Here is a 15,069-nt window from a genome sequence, read left to right as displayed (position 1 = left end):
GGCCTCAATGGGGCCGGCCGCGGCGCTATGCGCCCGCCGGTGCGGAGGCCTCCGGCACGCGCGTGCTCGGCGAGCTGTTCGCCAATGTGCAGGCCACGCCCTACCTGCTGCTGCAGTCGGGCGCCAGTTGGGGCAGCGGGCGCCGGCGCGACGGTGCGCAGCTGGAGCTGGGCGCCACCAGCGGCCTGCCGATCGGCGACGAGCTGATCGGCATCGGCCTGGCGGCCAGCTATGCCAATGCGGCCCAGCTGCGCGGCAGCTTCGGGATCGATCCGGCCTGGCAGCCCTCGCGTGGCTGGCAGGACTGGAGCCTGGCGGTCAGCGCCGAGCACAGGTTCTCGGCGGACTGGTCGCTCAGCGGGCAGTGGCTGGGCGCGCGCCTGCTGGGCGCGGCGGCGCGCTCGCCGCTGACGCAGTCGCGCTTCCAGCCGTCCTTCACGCTGAGCCTGTGGCGCCGCTTCTGAGCGCGACCGACCATGCACGAGGACTTCCTGCTCTGGGCGCTGCCCGTGTTTGTCCCGGCGATGGCCTTCGAATGGGCCTGGGGCCGGCGCCGCGGCCGCGACAGCTATGGCTGGGCCGACACGCTGAACAGCCTGGCCCAGGGCCTGCTGAGCCAGGCCGTGGCGGCGCTGACGCCGCTGCTGCAGACCGGCATCTACGCCTGGGTGCAGCCGCGTGTGCAGCTCCACGTCCACCTGCTGCCGGCGGCGCGCCTGGCCACGCCGCTGGGCTGGGTGATGGCCGTCGTCTGCTATGACTTCTGCGACTACTGGCTGCATCGCGTCAGCCATGACAGCGCCCTGTTCTGGGCCGCCCATGCGGTGCATCACCAGAGCGAGCATTTCAACCTGAGCACCGCGCTGCGCCAGGAGAGCTTCTATCCGGTGATGGGCTTTCCCTTCTTCCTGCCGCTGGCGGTGCTGGGTTTCTCGACCGAACAGTTCATCGCCGCGGGCCTGGTCGTGCTGCTGTACCAGTTCTGGATTCATACCGAGCACATCGGCCGCCTGGGCTGGCTGGACCGTGTGTTCTCGACGCCGTCCAACCACCGGGTCCATCACGCGGTCAACCCCGGCTACCTGGATCGCAACTACGGGGCGGTGCTGGTGGTCTGGGACCGCCTCTTCGGCACCTTCGCGGAGGAGGCCGAGCCCTGTGTCTACGGCACCGTCAAGCCGCTGGCGAGCTGGCAGCCGCTGTGGGCGGTGGCGCAGTTCTACGCGGAGATCGCGCAGCGCATGGCGGCCACGCCGCGCTGGCTCGACAGGCTGCGCGTGCCCTTCAAGTCGCCCGGCTGGCTGCCGCCAGGCGTCGAGGCCGAGGACCCGCAGGCCGCGGCGCGCCGGCTGGCGCAGCCGCGCTTCGACCCGCCGCTGCCGCCTGCCGCGCGCGCCTGGGCCGGCGCCGTGTTCATCGCCTGTGTCGCGGCCACGGGCAGCTGGCTGCTGCAGGCCGATGCGCTGGCCGCCGGCATCCAGTGGGCGGCCGGGGCGCTGCTCGCGGTGGCGCTCTGGTGCATGGGCCGCTGCCTGCGCGATGCGCCGCGCCGCTGGCTGCCGGGGCTGGGCGGGGTGGCGCTCGGCCTGCTGGTGGCAGCCGGCTTGCAGCTCGTCACGCCTTGACATGCCGCGGTGGCATGATCCCTGCGTACGATCCGGCATCCCATCCAAGGCGGTCCACAATGATTCCCACGCTCGACGACGAAGTCCCCGGCACCTCGACCCTCCACCTGATCGGCGGCGAGAAGGGCGGCGTCGGCAAGTCGCTGGTCGCGCGGCTGATCGCGCAGCAGCTGATCGATCGCCGCATGCCCTTCACCGGCTTCGACACCGACCGCTCGCACGGCTCGCTGATGCGCTTCTACGCGGACTACGCCAGCCCCGTGCTGGTGGACCGCTACGAGGCTCTCGATGCGGTGCTGGAGACGGCAGTCGAGCAGCCTGGCCACCGCGTGCTGGTGGACCTGGCCGCGCAGACCCATGACGCGCTGGCGCGCTGGATGGAGGAGTCCGGCGTGCTCGACGTGGCCGCGGAAGCGGGCGTGCTCATCCGCTACTGGCACGTGATGGACTCGGGCCGCGATTCGGTGGACCTGCTGAGGAAGCTGCTGGACCGCTTCGGCGACAAGCTGCAGTACGTGCTGGTGCTGAACCAGCTGCGCGGCGACGACTTTTCGCAGTTGGAGAACTCCGGCCAGCTCGAGCGCGCCATGGCGCTGGGCGCGCGCATCGTCAAGGTCAGGCACCTGCAGGACGCGCTGATCCGCAAGATCGACGCCACCAACAGCAGCTTCTGGGCGGCCCGTGCGGGCGCCGATGCCGGCGGGCTCAAGCTGGGCCTGCTGGAGCGCCAGCGGCTGAAGCTGTGGCTCGCGCATGCGGGCGGCGAGATCGAGGCGGCCGGGCTCTGAAGTAGTAGAGTGCGCGAGCACTGACCAAACAGAGGGAACACCGATCATGCCAAAAGGCGTCCAACGCAACGACAAGTCCGCCAAGAAGCCGAAGAAGGACACCGGCCCCGTCAAGGAGGGCACCTCCTTCTCCGACCGCCCGGTCGCGCCGATGACCAGCGTGATCCCGAAGGGCAAGCTGAAGAACAAGCCGGGCTGAAGCGGCCCGCAAGACCTGGCCCTCCCGAGCCCTGGCGGCCCGGCGGCATGCCTCGCCGGGACCTGGCGGTCGCCCCCGCTACACTCCCGCCCGAGTTTTGCTAACGCGAGTTCCAGACGTCTTGGACAAGATCCTGCTTCAAATTGCCGCCGAGCTGAAGGTTCGGCCGGCCCAGGTCAACGCAGCCGTCGAGCTGCTCGATGGGGGCGCCACGGTGCCCTTCATCGCCCGTTACCGCAAGGAGGCCACCGACGGCCTCGACGACACGCATCTGCGCGAGCTGGAGGCGCGGCTGGCCTACCTGCGCGAGCTGGAGGACCGCCGCGCCGCGGTGCTCAAGAGCATCGAGGAGCAGGGCAAGCTGACGCCCGAGCTGCGCGCCGCCATCGAGGCCGCGCCCACCAAGCAGGAGCTCGAAGACCTCTACCTGCCCTACAAGCAGAAGCGCCGCACCAAGGGCATGATCGCCCGCGAAGCGGGGCTGGAGCCGCTGGCGGACAAGCTGTTTGCCGACCCGGCGCTGGATCCGATGAACGAGGCCGCTGCGTTCATCAACGCGGACGCCGGCTTCGCCGATGCGTTCGCCGTGCTGGACGGCGTGCGCGACATCCTCTCCGAGCGCTGGGCCGAAGACGCGCTGCTGATCGGCAAGTTGCGGGAATGGCTGTGGGCCGAAGGCCTGTTCAAGTCCAAGCTGATGGACGGCAAGGACGAGAACAACCCCGACATCGCCAAGTTCCGCGACTACTTCGACTACGACGAGCCGATCCGCACCGTGCCCTCGCACCGGGCGCTGGCCGTGTTCCGCGGCCGCGCGCTGGAGTTCCTCGATGCCAAGCTGGCGCTGGATGAAGAGACCGTCGCCGGCAAGCCCGGCCTGGCGGAAGGCCGCATCGCGCTGCACCTCGGCTGGAGCCATGCCAACCGCCCTGGCGACGCGCTGATCCGCAAGACCGTGGCCTGGACCTGGAAGGTCAAGCTCAGCATGAGCCTGGAGCGCGACCTGTTCGCCCGCCTGCGCGAGGATGCGGAAGCGGTGGCGATCAAGGTCTTCGCCGAGAACCTGCGCGACCTGCTGCTGGCCGCCCCGGCCGGCAAGCGCGTCGTGATGGGCCTGGACCCGGGCATCCGCACCGGCGTCAAGGTGGCCGTGGTCAGCGATACCGGCCGCGTGCTGGACACCCACACCGTCTACCCGCACGAGCCCCGCCGCGACTGGGAAGGCTCGCTGCACACGCTGGGCCGCCTGGTGGCCACGCACGGCGTCAACCTGATCGCCATCGGCAACGGCACCGCCAGCCGCGAGACCGACAAGCTGGCCGGCGACCTGATCAAGCGCGTGCAGCAGATCGCGCCGGACGTGAAGATCGAGAAGGTCGTCGTCAGCGAGGCCGGCGCTTCCGTCTATTCCGCCTCCGAGTTCGCCTCGAAGGAGCTACCGGACCTGGACGTCAGCCTGCGCGGCGCCGTCTCCATCGCCCGCCGCCTGCAGGACCCGCTGGCCGAGCTGGTCAAGATCGACCCGAAGAGCATCGGCGTGGGCCAGTACCAGCACGACGTCAACCAGAGCGAGCTGGCGAAGACGCTGAACGCGATCGTCGAGGACTGCGTGAACTCGGTCGGCGTGGACCTGAACACCGCCAGCGCGCCGCTGCTGGCGCGCGTGTCGGGCCTGTCCGGCACGGTGGCGGCCTCGATCGTTCGCTGGCGCGATGCCAACGGCTCGTTCCGCTCACGTAAGCAATTACTTGATGTGACCGGCCTGGGCCCCAAGACCTTCGAGCAGGCGGCCGGCTTCCTGCGCATCCGTGACGGCGACGATCCGCTGGACCTGTCCGGCGTGCATCCGGAGACCTATCCGGTCGTCCAGCGCATGCTCGACAAGCTGGCCCGCCCGATCGCCGACATCATGGGCAAGAGCGATGTCATCCGCACGCTCAAGCCCGAGGCCTTCGCCGACGAGAAGTTCGGCGCCATCACGGTCAAGGACATCCTGGCCGAGCTGGAGAAGCCCGGCCGCGACCCGCGTCCGGACTTCAAGGTGGCCCGCTTCAACGACGGCGTGGACGACATCAAGGACCTGGTCGAAGGCATGGTGCTGGAAGGCACGGTCAGCAACGTCGCGCAGTTCGGCGCCTTCGTGGACCTGGGCGTGCACCAGGACGGCCTGGTCCATGTGAGCCAGCTGTCGAACAAGTTCGTCACCGATGCGCGAGAGGTGGTGAAGACCGGCGACATCGTCAAGGTCCGCGTGCTGGAAGTGGACCTGGCGCGCAAGCGCATCTCGCTGACGATGAAGCTCGACGCGGCGGCGCCGCGCAAGGGCGGCGGCGACAACGCCTTCAGGCCCGCGGCGCGCGGCGAGCGGCCGGCCCCGCAGCGGGGCGGCGGCTCGCAGCAGCAGCAGCAGCCGGTCGGCAACGCGATGGCCGCGGCCTTCGCCAAGCTCAAGCGCTAGGACGCGGAGCGGGCGGATGCGGAAGGTCTCCTTGTTCTTCCTCGCAGCTGCCACCTTCGCGCTGGCCGGCACGGCCCGCGCCGGGACGACCCGCTGGCACTTCGTCACCGAGCAGTTCGCGCCCTACATCGCCGAGAAGGACGGCCGGGCGGTCGGCCCGATGGTGGTGGTCCTGACCGAGCTGTGCGGCCGGCTCGGCGCGCAGTGCGAGATCGAACTGCTGCCCTGGCGGCGGGCGCTGGCCAGCGGGACTTCGGCCCAGGTGGACGGCGTGTTCGCGCTGGTCGACCACGGCGAGCCGCGCGAGGATTTCCATGTGTCCTCGCCGGTGGTCGAGACGCGCTACGGCTTCTTCGCCCGCAAGGCGGACACCGTGGCCTACCGCACGCCGTCCGACCTGATCGGCCGCAACGTCGGCGTCTACGGCCCTTCGGCCAGTTCGCGCCTGCTCACGCGGCTGGCCCTGGGCACGAACGCGCAGCCTCATCTGGAACTGGACAACGCCACCGTGCTGCGCAAGCTGCAGGCCGGCCGCTACGGCACCGGCGGCCTCGCGCTGGTGAACGAGCGCGTGGCGGAAGACCTGATCGCCGCCGAATCACTGAATGGCCTGCGCCTGGCCGGCGTGGCCGCGCGGCCCAACCTGGCCTATGGCCTGCGCCGCAGCATGCCCGCGGCCGAGGTCGAGCGCTTCAATCGGGCGCTGGACCAGATGTGCCGCAGCGGCCGGCTGCAGGCATTGCTGGCGCCGTACCGGATGCAGGCACCGGCCTGCAGGACGCCGTAGCCAACCGTTCGGGCTGAGCCTGTCGAAGCCCTGGGCCGTGTGGGTTGGAAGACCCTTCGACAGGCTCAGGGCGAACGGATGTTTCCTGGATGCTCAGAAGGACTTCTTGCCCAGCTTGGCGTGCAGCGCGCTGATCTCCATCAGCCCCGCGCTGCTGTAGAAGCGGTGGTACTCGGCCACCATCTCGCCCTTGATCAGCACCGGATCGGTGGCAGCCAGCGCCTTTGCCTCCTCGATGTCCTTGACCGCGAAGATGAACACGCCGCGCCAGCCGTCCGCCCCGTCCAGCGGGCCGGCCACGGCGAGCTTCCCTTCGTCGGCCAGGCGCTTGATGTTCGCGAAATGGCCCTTATACATCTCGTCGCGTTCGGGGCCGGCGGGCAGCTTGTTCGGCCCGGTCTTCAGGATCACCAGCACGTAGGAGCGCATGCCGTATTCGTCGGCGCCCAGGCGCTTGGCGAGCGCCTCGTCGTAGTTGGGGTTGGGCGTCTGGGCCGCCGTGGCGCCGGCGAGCAGCAGCGCGCTGAGCAAGAAGGCTATCGTCTTCACTGGGCTTGTCTCCTGTTGTTCTGCCGGTGATCTTCCCAACCGGCCGGAGGGCCCATCAGCGGAGTTTCCCGGGTCAGCGATCCAGCGGCCACATCGGCCGCTGCAGATGCCGGTAGGGCAGCAGGCTCAGGTCCGCCTGCAGCGTGCCCGGGGCATCGGCATAGATCGTCGCTGCGGCGATGGGGTCGAAGCCGGCGCGGAAGTGCTGGGTGGACTTGACGACCACCAGCCGCTGCGCCGCCGGGTCCACGCCCAGCTCGGTGAAGCAGTCCGGCGAGAAGACCTGCTGGCGGATGCTGTTGAGGATCAGCGTCAGGCCTTGCGTCGAGCGCACGGCCACGGCGGCACCGAGCGCGTCGAAGCCGCCCGGCGTGAGGCCGCGCTGACGGGCATCGGGGCGGCAGGCCAGCACTTCCACCTCGAGGTCCACCGGATCGCCGGACATCGGGCCCACCTTGCCGCCGATGCGCAGCGCCAGCCGCGCGCCGGGCCCGGCCGCCGTCGCGATGGCCACGGCCTGCGGGTCCCAGAACATGCCCAGCGCCACGCGCTCGGTGAGGCCGCGGTCCAGCAGCGCACGCAGGATGAAGGTGCTGTCGCAGGCGGCGGCGCCGCCGGGGTTGTCGGAGCCGTCGCCGACGATCACCGGGCCCCTGTCGGACAGCGATCGCTCGGCCTCGTCCAGCGCCTGCGCCAGCGGCATGCGGCGGGCGCTGGCCGACTCGCGCAGTGCATAGAAGCTCTGGCCGAGTTCCTGCAGCAACTGCTGCGCCATCGAGGCCAGCGGCGGCGTGTCTTCGCTGTAGACCAGCAGCGCGCCGCCGGTGTGCTCGGTGTCCGACCACGGGAAGCCATGCAGCGCCGAGACGGACAGCAGCCCCGGCAGCGACTCCACCGCCTGCAGTCGCTGCACGAAGCCGCGCATCGGCCCTTCCGTGGTGCCGAAGATGCCCAGCATCGGCACGCGCAGCCATTGCGCGCGCGGCTTCGCCAGGCTGCCGTCGAGCATGCGGGTCAGCAGCGCATGCAGTTCCTCGCCCCGCGCCGCGTAGTCGATGTGCGGATACTCCTTGACCGAGATCAGCAGCGCGCCGGAGTCCACCATCGCCGCACTGAGATTGCAGTGCAGGTCCAGCAGCGCGCCGACCGGCATCGACGGGCCCACGATCGCGCGCACGCGGCCGAGCAGGTCGCCCTCGCAGTCCGGATAGCCCTCGGCCAGCATCGCGCCGTGCAGGATCAGCACGACGGCATCGATGCCTTCGATCAGCGCGGCACGCAGGTCGGCCAGCAACTCGTCGCGCAGCCGCTCGTACTCGCCGCGGGCCAGCGGGCCGGAGGGCTGGGCCTGCGCGAACAGACCGGGCGTCCAGGTGTCGCCGCTGCGGCGCGAGGCGGCCAGCACGCCGCCCAGCTCGGCCATCGCCTCGATGCGCGGTAGCGCATCGGCATCGCCGCGGCGGATCAGCTCCAGCTCGGCGAAGGACGCCTCGCTGGTGGGCAGCGGCGAGAAGCTGTTGGTCTCATGGACCATGCCGGCGACGAACAGCTTCATGAGCGCCTCAATACCACTGGTTGAACGAGATCAGATGATGGGCGATGCCCAGCACCACCAGCACCAGGAAGCTGGCCAGCCACACGCCGCCCAGCGCCCTGGACACGGTCTTCTGCCGCAGCACCATCGCCGCCGCCACCAGCCCGCCGAGGAAGGCCAGCGTCGTCACCAGCTGCGTGATCGGCAGCATCGTGCTGGTGTCCTTCAGCTCCTCCAGCCCGGCGACGACGAAACCCCACAGCACGCAGGCCGCCAGGCTCGCCACGCTGGCGATGCGCACCCAGCCGACGGCCTTGGCCGGCTTCTCGGCCACGCCGTGGCGGCGGCGCAGGATCGCGGCCACCGGCCAGAGCAGGACGGTCAGCAGGACGGTCGCCAGTGCGCCGCAGAACAGCACCAGCGCTGTCGTGCCGGCCAGCGCGGGCACCGGCTCGAAGATGAAGGCGAACACATAGGGCTCCAGGCCGAACTGCTTGACCTTGCCGTTCTCGTCCAGCACCGCCTGCAGCCGGCGCTTGCCGTTGTCCTCTTCCCAGAACCAGGGCTTGGTTTCATGGAACACGCTGCGCGAGCCGGCCAGGTCCATGGCGACACGGCCGTCTTCCAGCGCCTGCACGCGCAGCGGGCTCACCAGCGCGAGCAGCGAGAGGAAGGTCGAGTCCTCGCGGCGCGTCGAGCGGTAGGCGCCGGCCAGCGTGGCGGCATGCTGCTTGGCGGTGGCCTCGTCGACTTCGCGCTTCGATTCCGGGCGCTGGTCGGGCAGGTAGCGGTCGGCGAAGGATTCGAACACGCGGTCACGCAGCCACTTGCCCAGGCCGTCCTTGCCGGGCGAGTTCACGGACACATAGAGGCCGATGTTGTCGTCGGGGAACAGCAGCAGGTCGGTGTGGAACAGCACGGTGTCGCCGCCGTGGCCGACGACGCGGTGGCCGTTGACGTCCTGCTGGTAGAAGCCCAGGCCGATGCCGAGCAGGTCGGGCATCGGTTTCGTCAGCTTGGTGTGCATCAGCTCGACCGTCTCGGGCTTGAGGATCTGCGCGTCGCCGAGCCTGCCCTTGCCGAGGATGGCCATCATGAAGCGGCCCATGTCCGAGCCCGGCGCCGAGAGGCTGCCGGCCGGCGGCATCGAGATCACCTCGAAGCCCTTGGGCTTGTCGTCCTGGCTCATGTAGCCCTTGGACATCTGGGGCTTGAACTTCTCCGGCAGCGGCTGGCGGAAGGTGGACTGCGTCATGCCGATCGGCAGCAGCACCTTCTGCTCGATGTAGTCGTCGAAGGGCAGGCCGCTGACGCGCTGGACGATGTAGCCGGCGAGGGACGTGGCGTAGTTCGAGTAGCCGGGATGGGTGCCGGGCTCGTACAGATACGGCGGGATGTACTGCTTGAGCACCTTGCCGATGTCCGGGCCGGGCTGGTCGTAGACGAGCAGGTCGCGGGCGGTTTCCTCGAAGCCGGTGGTGTGCGTCATCGCGTGGCGCAGCGTGACGGCGGTCTTGCCCTTCCAGGCCGGGATCTGGAAATCCAGGTACTTGTTGACGTCCGCGTCCAGGTCCAGCTTGCCCTGCTCCACGAGCTGCATCACCGCGGTCCAGGTGAACAGCTTGGAGACCGAGCCGGGGCGGAACAGCGTGTGCTCGGCATCGACCGGCACGCGCTTGTCGAAGTCCGCATAGCCATAGCCCTTCTGCAGCAGCGGCTTGCCGTCCTTGACCAGCACGACGACGGCGCCGGGCACGCGGGCGGTGTGCAGGGCGCTGGGCATCAGGCCGTCGAGCCAGGCTTCGGCGTCGACGGGGGTCAGGTCATGCGCGGCGGCGGGCGCCGCCTGCACGGGCTGGAAAAGCGCGCCGACCGCGAAGGCCAGCGCAAGGAGCAACGACGTCCTCTTCTTGTTCATCATCCTCATCCTCAGAAATTGAAGCTCACCGTGCCGCCGATCGTGCGCGGCTGGGCGATGGTGGCGTGCAGCGGCAGGCCGAACGCGGTCAGTGCGGTGTCGGCGCCGAGCATCGCGCGCTTGTCGGCCAGGTTGCGCACGTAGGCGCTGATCTGCCAGCGGCCCAGGTCCAGGCCCCATTGCGCGTCGAGCATCGTGTAGGCCGGCAGGCTGAAGTTGGGCACCGAGCTGCCGACGAGGTCATAGCCGGCGTTGCGCTGGCCGACGTGGCGCACGTTCAGGCCGGCATAGGACTCGTGGCCCATCAGCGCGTAGTCGTAGCGCAGGCCGGCGGTCAGTGCGACCTTGGCCACATTGGGCAGGCGCGAGCCGGCGGCGGCCAGGCCGGGCGCGTCCTCGCTGAGCTTCGGATCGGTCCAGGCGAAGCTGCCGTTGAGCTGCCAGTGGGCATCGGCCTGGTAGCGCGCAGCGAGTTCCAGGCCGCGCACGCGCGCCTTGCCGGCGTTGCCCACCAGCGTGCTGACGCCCAGCGCCACCGGCAGCTGCACGTCCTTCCAGTCGATCTGGTAGAGCGCGGCCTCGAGGTTCAGGCGCTTGTCCAGCAGGTCGGCCTTGTAACCGAGCTCGTAGCTCCACAGCGTGTCGTGCTTGAAGCTGCGCGGCGTGTCGGGGATCACCTGCAGGTTGCCGTCCAGCGCCGGTGGGTTGGGGCCGCCGGGACGGTAGCCGCTGGCGGCGCGCGCGTAGAGGCTGTTGCTCTTGTCCAGCGTGTAGCGCAGCGTCGCCAGGTAGGTCTTGGACTCGTCGTCGGAGTCGGAGCTCGAATCCAGCGGGCCGGCGCCGACGACGGCGTAGTGCTGCTTGTTCTTCGCGAAGCGGGCACCGCCGGTCAGCGACCAGGCGCGGTCGATGTTCCAGGTCAGGTCGCCGTAGACGGCGGTCTCGCGGTAGCTGGAGGGCTGCTGGTTGGCCTGCAGGTCCAGGCTGCCGCCGTTGCCCGCAAGCTGGCCGAACAGCAGCTGCCCGACGCCGCCGGTCTCCTTGTCGTGGTACAGGCCGAGCAGCCATTCGACCGTGCCGCGGGACGAGGTCAGGCGCAGTTCCTGGGTCTGCTTGCGCAGGCGGATCGTGTTGTCCAGGCGCGCGAAGTCGAAGGCCGCGGCGCTGGCGCCGAGCAGGGCGGTGGCATCCTGCGCGGTGGCCATGTCCAGGCGCTGGGTGGACGCGATGGCATTGAGCCGCGCCCAGCCGAAGTCGTATTCCACGTCGGCCGATACCAGTCGGGTCTTGACCGAATAGGGCTCGGCGGTGGCGAGGTTGCGGGCCAGGTCGCCGACCAGCGGGCGGCCGGTGGTGGCGTCGTAGTCGACGGTGTCGGTGCCGTCTCGCTTGATGTCCTGGGTGGTGCCGGCCAGGCGGATCTTCATCCGCGAGCTCGGCTCCAGCAGCAGCGCGAGCCGCGCGCCGCGGGTGCTGCCGGCGTTGGTGTTGTCGCCGGCGGCCAGTCCGGTGGCGCGGATGAAGCCGCCGTCATGGTCGTTGAAGGCGGCGATGCGCAGGCCCGCCACGTCGGTGGACAGCGGCACGTTCAGCACCGCATTCTCGGTGTGGCCGGTGCCGCCGTCCTTCACCGTCTTGAGGCCCAGGCCCACGTGGCCGGAGAAGGTGGAGGTATCGGGCTCGTTGGTCACGTACTTGATCAGGCCGCCCATCGAGCCGGCGCCGTAGAGCGTGCCCTGCGGGCCGCGCAGCACCTCGATGTGGTTCAGGTCCAGCAGCGAGAGGTCCAGCGCCTGCACGCCGCCGTGCACGAAGGCGCTGCTGGAGCCGAAGGCCACGTTGTCCACATACATGCCGACGGTGGCGATCTGCTGCTCGCCGATGCTGACGCCGCGCATCGTCACCGTGCCGCGGCCGGGGCCGCCATCGGTCTTCACGTCCACGCCGGGCAGGCCGCCGATGTAGTCGGACAGGGTGGTGGCGCCGGCGCGCTCCAGCGTCTCGGCGCTGAGCGTCTCCACCCGCAGCGGTACCTCACGCACCGGCTCGCGGCGCAAGGTGGCGGTCACGGTGACGGTGTCGAGCTTCTCGCCGGTCTTGGTGGCCGCTTCCTCGGCCCGCGCGGCGGGCAGGGCGAGGGCGGCAAGCGCGGGGACGAGCAATGCCGCGAGCTTGTGGCGGGGCACGGGAACAACACGGGAGGGGCAGATGGGCCGACGCATGGGCAACTCTCCACAGTTTGGTGTTTGAATGGAGTTAGTTTCCAATTCGGAAAATTATTTCCCATCGGTGTAAACCTTAGATGAGACGGATAGCCACACCGGCTGGCCTATCATTCGCCCGAACTCAAGCGATCACCATGGCCAACGACACTGCCGTCAACCCGGGCGACCACATCCGCAACGTGCGCAAGCGCATGGGCCTCACGCTCAGCGAGCTGGGCGCACGCACGGGGCTGGCCGTGTCCACGCTGTCCAAGCTGGAGAAGGGCAATGTCTCGCTCTCCTACGACAAGCTGATGCTGTTGAGCCGGGGCCTGGGCGTGGACATGGCCGAGCTGCTCAGCGACGCGCCGGGCGCGCGGCCCACGCCGGGTGGCGGCGGGCGCCGCGTGGTGCACCGCGCCGGCGAGGGCCAGCCGGTGCTGACGCAGAGCTACCAGCAGGTCTACCTGGCCTCGGAGCTGCTGAACAAGCGCTTCACGCCGATCGTCGTCGAGGTGCAGGCGCGCAGCGTCGAGGAGTTCAAGGCCGAGTTCGGCGACCTGATCCGCCATCCCGGCGAGGAGTTCGCCTACGTGCTGGAAGGCGAGGTGGCCTTCCATTCGGACCTGTACGCGCCGGTGGTGCTGAAGGCCGGTGACTCCATCTACTTCGACAGCGAGATGGGCCACGCCTACCTGAAGGCCGCCGACGGCCCCTGCCGGCTGGTGGCCTCCTGCGCGCCGCGGCACGGGCAGGGCGAGGTGTTCTCGCAGCAGTTCCGCGAGGCCTCGCAGCGGATGGCCGAGGAACCCGCCGTGGCGGCGAAGCCCAAGCGGGCGCCGGCGGCGAAGGCCAAGCCTGCACGCCGCTGAGGCGGCGCGTTAGCGGTCGATCCGCCCGACGGCCGGCCGCAGCGCCAGCAGGGCGAGGGCCGCAGCCGCTGCGATGCCCGCCAGCAGTGCGAAGAAGCCGGCCGCGCCTATCGCCTCGTAGGCCCGGCCGACGACGCCCGACAGCAGGTTGCCGCCGAACGAGGCCAGGAACCACGCCGCGATGACGGTGGCCCCCATCCCCGGCGGCGCCAGGCGGGCGAACAGGCCCAGCCCCACCGGCAAGATGTAGAGCTCGCCCAGCGTGTACAGCGCGAAGAACAGCAGCAGCCAGCCCGCGTGGACCGGCGCCGCGCCGGCCTGCTGCGCCACCGCGGCCAGCATCGCGTAGGACAGCGCCACGCCGCCGGCGCCCAGCGCCATCTTGACGATGGCCGAAGGCTCGCGCCCGCGTGCGGCGGCGCGGCGCCAGCCCGCCACCACCAGCGGCGTGAACAGGAAGACGAACAGCGGGTTCAGCGACTGCATCCAGGTGACCGGGATGGTCCAGCCGAGCAGCAGCCGGTCGGCCTGCGTGTCGGCCCAGACGGCCAGCGCATTGCCGCTCTGCTCGTAGGCGCTGCGGAACACGATCACCGCCAGCGCCACGCCCAGCAGCGGCAGCACGCTGGCGCCGTGGTCGCGCTGCGCCGAGGCGGCCACGGCCTCCGTGCGCGGCGCATCGGGCGGCAGCCAGCGCCCGTTCAGCGCATAGATCGCCAGTCCCAGGCACATGCCCACGCCGGCCGCGCCGAAGCCGACATGCCAGCCATAGATTTCTCCCAGCGTGCCGCAGACGAGGGGCGCCAGCAGCGCGCCCAGGTTCACGCCGACGTAGTAGACGTTGTAGGCGCCGCCGCGGCGCGGGTCGTCATGGGCGTAGAGGTCGCCCACCTGGCTCGGCAGGTTGGGCAGGAAGAGGCCGTTGCCCAGCGCGATCAGCGTGAGCGCCGTGAAGAACAGCGGCTCGAACGCCATCGCGAAGTGCCCGGCCGCCATCAGCGCGCCGCCGATCAGGATGGCGCGGCGGCGGCCCAGCCAGCGGTCCGACACCATGCCGCCGAAGATCGGCGTCAGGTAGACGCCGCCCGCATAGAGGCCGTAGACCAGGGAGGCGTCCGCCTGCGAGTAGTGCAGCTGCTTGATCATGTAGTAGACCTGCAGCGCCCGCATGCCGAAGAAGGAGAACTTCTCCCACATCTCGGTCAGGAACAGCACGGTGAGGCCGCGCGGCTGGCCGAACAAGGTCTCTTTCATCAGGGTTCCATCGGATATTGATCTTGAATGTCCAGATGGTACATTTTTTCCAATATGGAAAATTCAGAGAAAAACCCGCAGTCGGCCCCGCAAGCTGCCGACTGCCTCGTGATCGGCGCCGGGATCGCAGGCGCCTCGGCCGCTGCCTCGCTGGCCGCGGCCGGCGTGCGCGTCGTGATGCTGGAGGCCGAAGCCCAGCCCGGCTACCACTCGACCGGCCGCTCCGCCGCGCTGTACTCGGCGATCTACGGCAATGCGACGGTGCGGGCGCTGAGCCGTGCCAGCCTGCCGATGTTCCGCGAGCAGCATCCCGAGGCGCTCAGGCCGCGCGACACGCTGTTCCTGATCGGCGCCGGCCAGCAGTCGGTGGCCGAGGCCTTCGCGGAGGATGAGGATGTGCGCCGCCGGACCCGGCCGCTCGATGCCGCCGAGGTGCTGGCCCGCGTGCCGGTGCTGGCGCCGGAGCAGGTGGCCGGCGCGCTGCTGGACGAGAGTTCGGCCGACATCGACGTGGACCTGCTGCACCAGGGCTTCCTGCGCCAGGCTCGCGCGGGCGGCGCCGAACTGCATTGCGATGCGCGGCTGGTCGCGCTGGAGCGCGACGGTGAGGGCCTGTGGCTGGCCCGCAGCGCCGACGGCCGCTCGTGGCGCGCGCCGCTGGTCGTCAACGCCGCCGGCGCCTGGGCCGACGCGGTGGCCGCGCTGGCCGGCATCGCGCCGCTGGGCCTGCAGCCCCTGCGCCGCACGGCGGTACTGGTGGACGTGCCCGACGGCCTGGACGCCACCGCCTGGCCGGCGGTCATCGCCATCGACGAGAGCCGCTACTTCAAGCCCGACGCCGGCCTGCTGCTGATCTCCCCGGCCGACGAGACGCCCAGCCC

The 15,069-nt window shown here is 70.2% G+C and carries 13 protein-coding genes; 8 read left to right on the top strand and 5 right to left on the bottom strand.

Going from position 1 to position 15,069, the window contains the following annotated elements:
- The 6 genes from B0W88_RS21895 to B0W88_RS21875 form a co-directional block, all read left to right on the top strand.
- Positions 1-464: MipA/OmpV family protein (locus B0W88_RS21895; protein WP_144006884.1), on the top strand; the 464-nt coding region annotated here is incomplete at its 5' end.
- Between the two features lie 12 nt (positions 465-476).
- Positions 477-1,625, top strand: coding sequence for a sterol desaturase family protein (locus B0W88_RS21890; protein WP_077036751.1), 1,149 nt, complete (start codon positions 477-479; stop codon positions 1,623-1,625).
- Positions 1,626-1,684: 59 nt separating this feature from the next.
- Positions 1,685-2,413 carry a mobilization protein gene (locus tag B0W88_RS21885; RefSeq protein WP_077036750.1) on the top strand — a complete coding sequence of 243 codons (729 nt, stop codon included), beginning with the start codon at positions 1,685-1,687 and terminating at the stop codon, positions 2,411-2,413.
- A gap of 46 nt (positions 2,414-2,459) precedes the next feature.
- Positions 2,460-2,612, top strand: coding sequence for a hypothetical protein (locus B0W88_RS34450; RefSeq protein ID WP_198937902.1), 153 nt, complete (start codon positions 2,460-2,462; stop codon positions 2,610-2,612).
- A 121-nt stretch (positions 2,613-2,733) separates the two neighbouring features.
- The gene (locus B0W88_RS21880; protein ID WP_077036749.1) at positions 2,734-5,070 is read left to right on the top strand and encodes a Tex family protein; all 2,337 of its coding nucleotides are present in this window, start codon (positions 2,734-2,736) and stop codon (positions 5,068-5,070) included.
- Positions 5,071-5,086: 16 nt separating this feature from the next.
- On the top strand, positions 5,087-5,857 hold the full coding sequence (locus B0W88_RS21875; protein ID WP_077036748.1) for an ABC transporter substrate-binding protein: 771 nt from the start codon (positions 5,087-5,089) through the stop codon (positions 5,855-5,857).
- Positions 5,858-5,950: 93 nt separating this feature from the next.
- Here B0W88_RS21875 and B0W88_RS21870 read toward each other — a convergent pair whose 3' ends face one another.
- The 4 genes from B0W88_RS21870 to B0W88_RS21855 all read right to left on the bottom strand — a co-directional run bounded on the left by B0W88_RS21870 (position 5,951) and on the right by B0W88_RS21855 (position 12,080).
- Positions 5,951-6,406, bottom strand: a complete 456-nt coding sequence (locus B0W88_RS21870; protein WP_077036747.1) for a YciI family protein — start codon at positions 6,404-6,406, stop codon at positions 5,951-5,953.
- A 73-nt stretch (positions 6,407-6,479) separates the two neighbouring features.
- Complete coding sequence (locus tag B0W88_RS21865) at positions 6,480-7,961, bottom strand: M81 family metallopeptidase (RefSeq protein ID WP_077036746.1); 1,482 nt, start codon at positions 7,959-7,961, stop codon at positions 6,480-6,482.
- A 7-nt stretch (positions 7,962-7,968) separates the two neighbouring features.
- Positions 7,969-9,858, bottom strand: a complete 1,890-nt coding sequence (locus B0W88_RS21860; protein ID WP_077036754.1) for a serine hydrolase — start codon at positions 9,856-9,858, stop codon at positions 7,969-7,971.
- Positions 9,859-9,869: 11 nt separating this feature from the next.
- The gene (locus tag B0W88_RS21855; RefSeq protein ID WP_083748969.1) at positions 9,870-12,080 is read right to left on the bottom strand and encodes a TonB-dependent receptor; all 2,211 of its coding nucleotides are present in this window, start codon (positions 12,078-12,080) and stop codon (positions 9,870-9,872) included.
- A gap of 137 nt (positions 12,081-12,217) precedes the next feature.
- Between B0W88_RS21855 and B0W88_RS21850 the strand changes: the two genes are divergently transcribed.
- A complete protein-coding gene (locus tag B0W88_RS21850) occupies positions 12,218-12,934 on the top strand; it encodes a helix-turn-helix domain-containing protein (RefSeq protein ID WP_077036745.1) in 717 nt (238 codons plus the stop codon).
- A gap of 9 nt (positions 12,935-12,943) precedes the next feature.
- On the opposite strand, the gene B0W88_RS21845 is transcribed toward B0W88_RS21850, so the two are convergent.
- On the bottom strand, positions 12,944-14,188 hold the full coding sequence (locus tag B0W88_RS21845; RefSeq protein ID WP_077036744.1) for a peptide MFS transporter: 1,245 nt from the start codon (positions 14,186-14,188) through the stop codon (positions 12,944-12,946).
- 108 nt (positions 14,189-14,296) lie between these two features.
- Between B0W88_RS21845 and B0W88_RS21840 the strand changes: the two genes are divergently transcribed.
- The coding region (locus tag B0W88_RS21840; protein ID WP_158080912.1) for an FAD-binding oxidoreductase at positions 14,297-15,069 on the top strand (773 nt) is incomplete at its 3' end.

Source organism: Pelomonas sp. KK5 (assembly GCF_001984095.1).
Taxonomy (GTDB): domain Bacteria; phylum Pseudomonadota; class Gammaproteobacteria; order Burkholderiales; family Burkholderiaceae_C; genus KK5.
This window is presented reverse-complemented; position numbering and strand designations above follow the sequence as displayed.

Bases quoted from the DNA above. Each gene is read 5' to 3' on its own strand.
- B0W88_RS21890 (WP_077036751.1), top strand. From the start codon at position 477: ATGCACGAGGACTTCCTGCTCTGGGCGCTGCCCGTGTTTGTCCCGGCG.
- B0W88_RS21885 (WP_077036750.1), top strand. From the start codon at position 1,685: ATGATTCCCACGCTCGACGACGAAGTCCCCGGCACCTCGACCCTCCAC.
- B0W88_RS34450 (WP_198937902.1), top strand. From the start codon at position 2,460: ATGCCAAAAGGCGTCCAACGCAACGACAAGTCCGCCAAGAAGCCGAAG.
- B0W88_RS21875 (WP_077036748.1), top strand. From the start codon at position 5,087: ATGCGGAAGGTCTCCTTGTTCTTCCTCGCAGCTGCCACCTTCGCGCTG.
- B0W88_RS21865 (WP_077036746.1), bottom strand. From the start codon at position 7,961: ATGAAGCTGTTCGTCGCCGGCATGGTCCATGAGACCAACAGCTTCTCG.
- B0W88_RS21860 (WP_077036754.1), bottom strand. From the start codon at position 9,858: ATGAACAAGAAGAGGACGTCGTTGCTCCTTGCGCTGGCCTTCGCGGTC.
- B0W88_RS21855 (WP_083748969.1), bottom strand. From the start codon at position 12,080: ATGCGTCGGCCCATCTGCCCCTCCCGTGTTGTTCCCGTGCCCCGCCAC.
- B0W88_RS21850 (WP_077036745.1), top strand. From the start codon at position 12,218: ATGGCCAACGACACTGCCGTCAACCCGGGCGACCACATCCGCAACGTG.
- B0W88_RS21845 (WP_077036744.1), bottom strand. From the start codon at position 14,188: ATGAAAGAGACCTTGTTCGGCCAGCCGCGCGGCCTCACCGTGCTGTTC.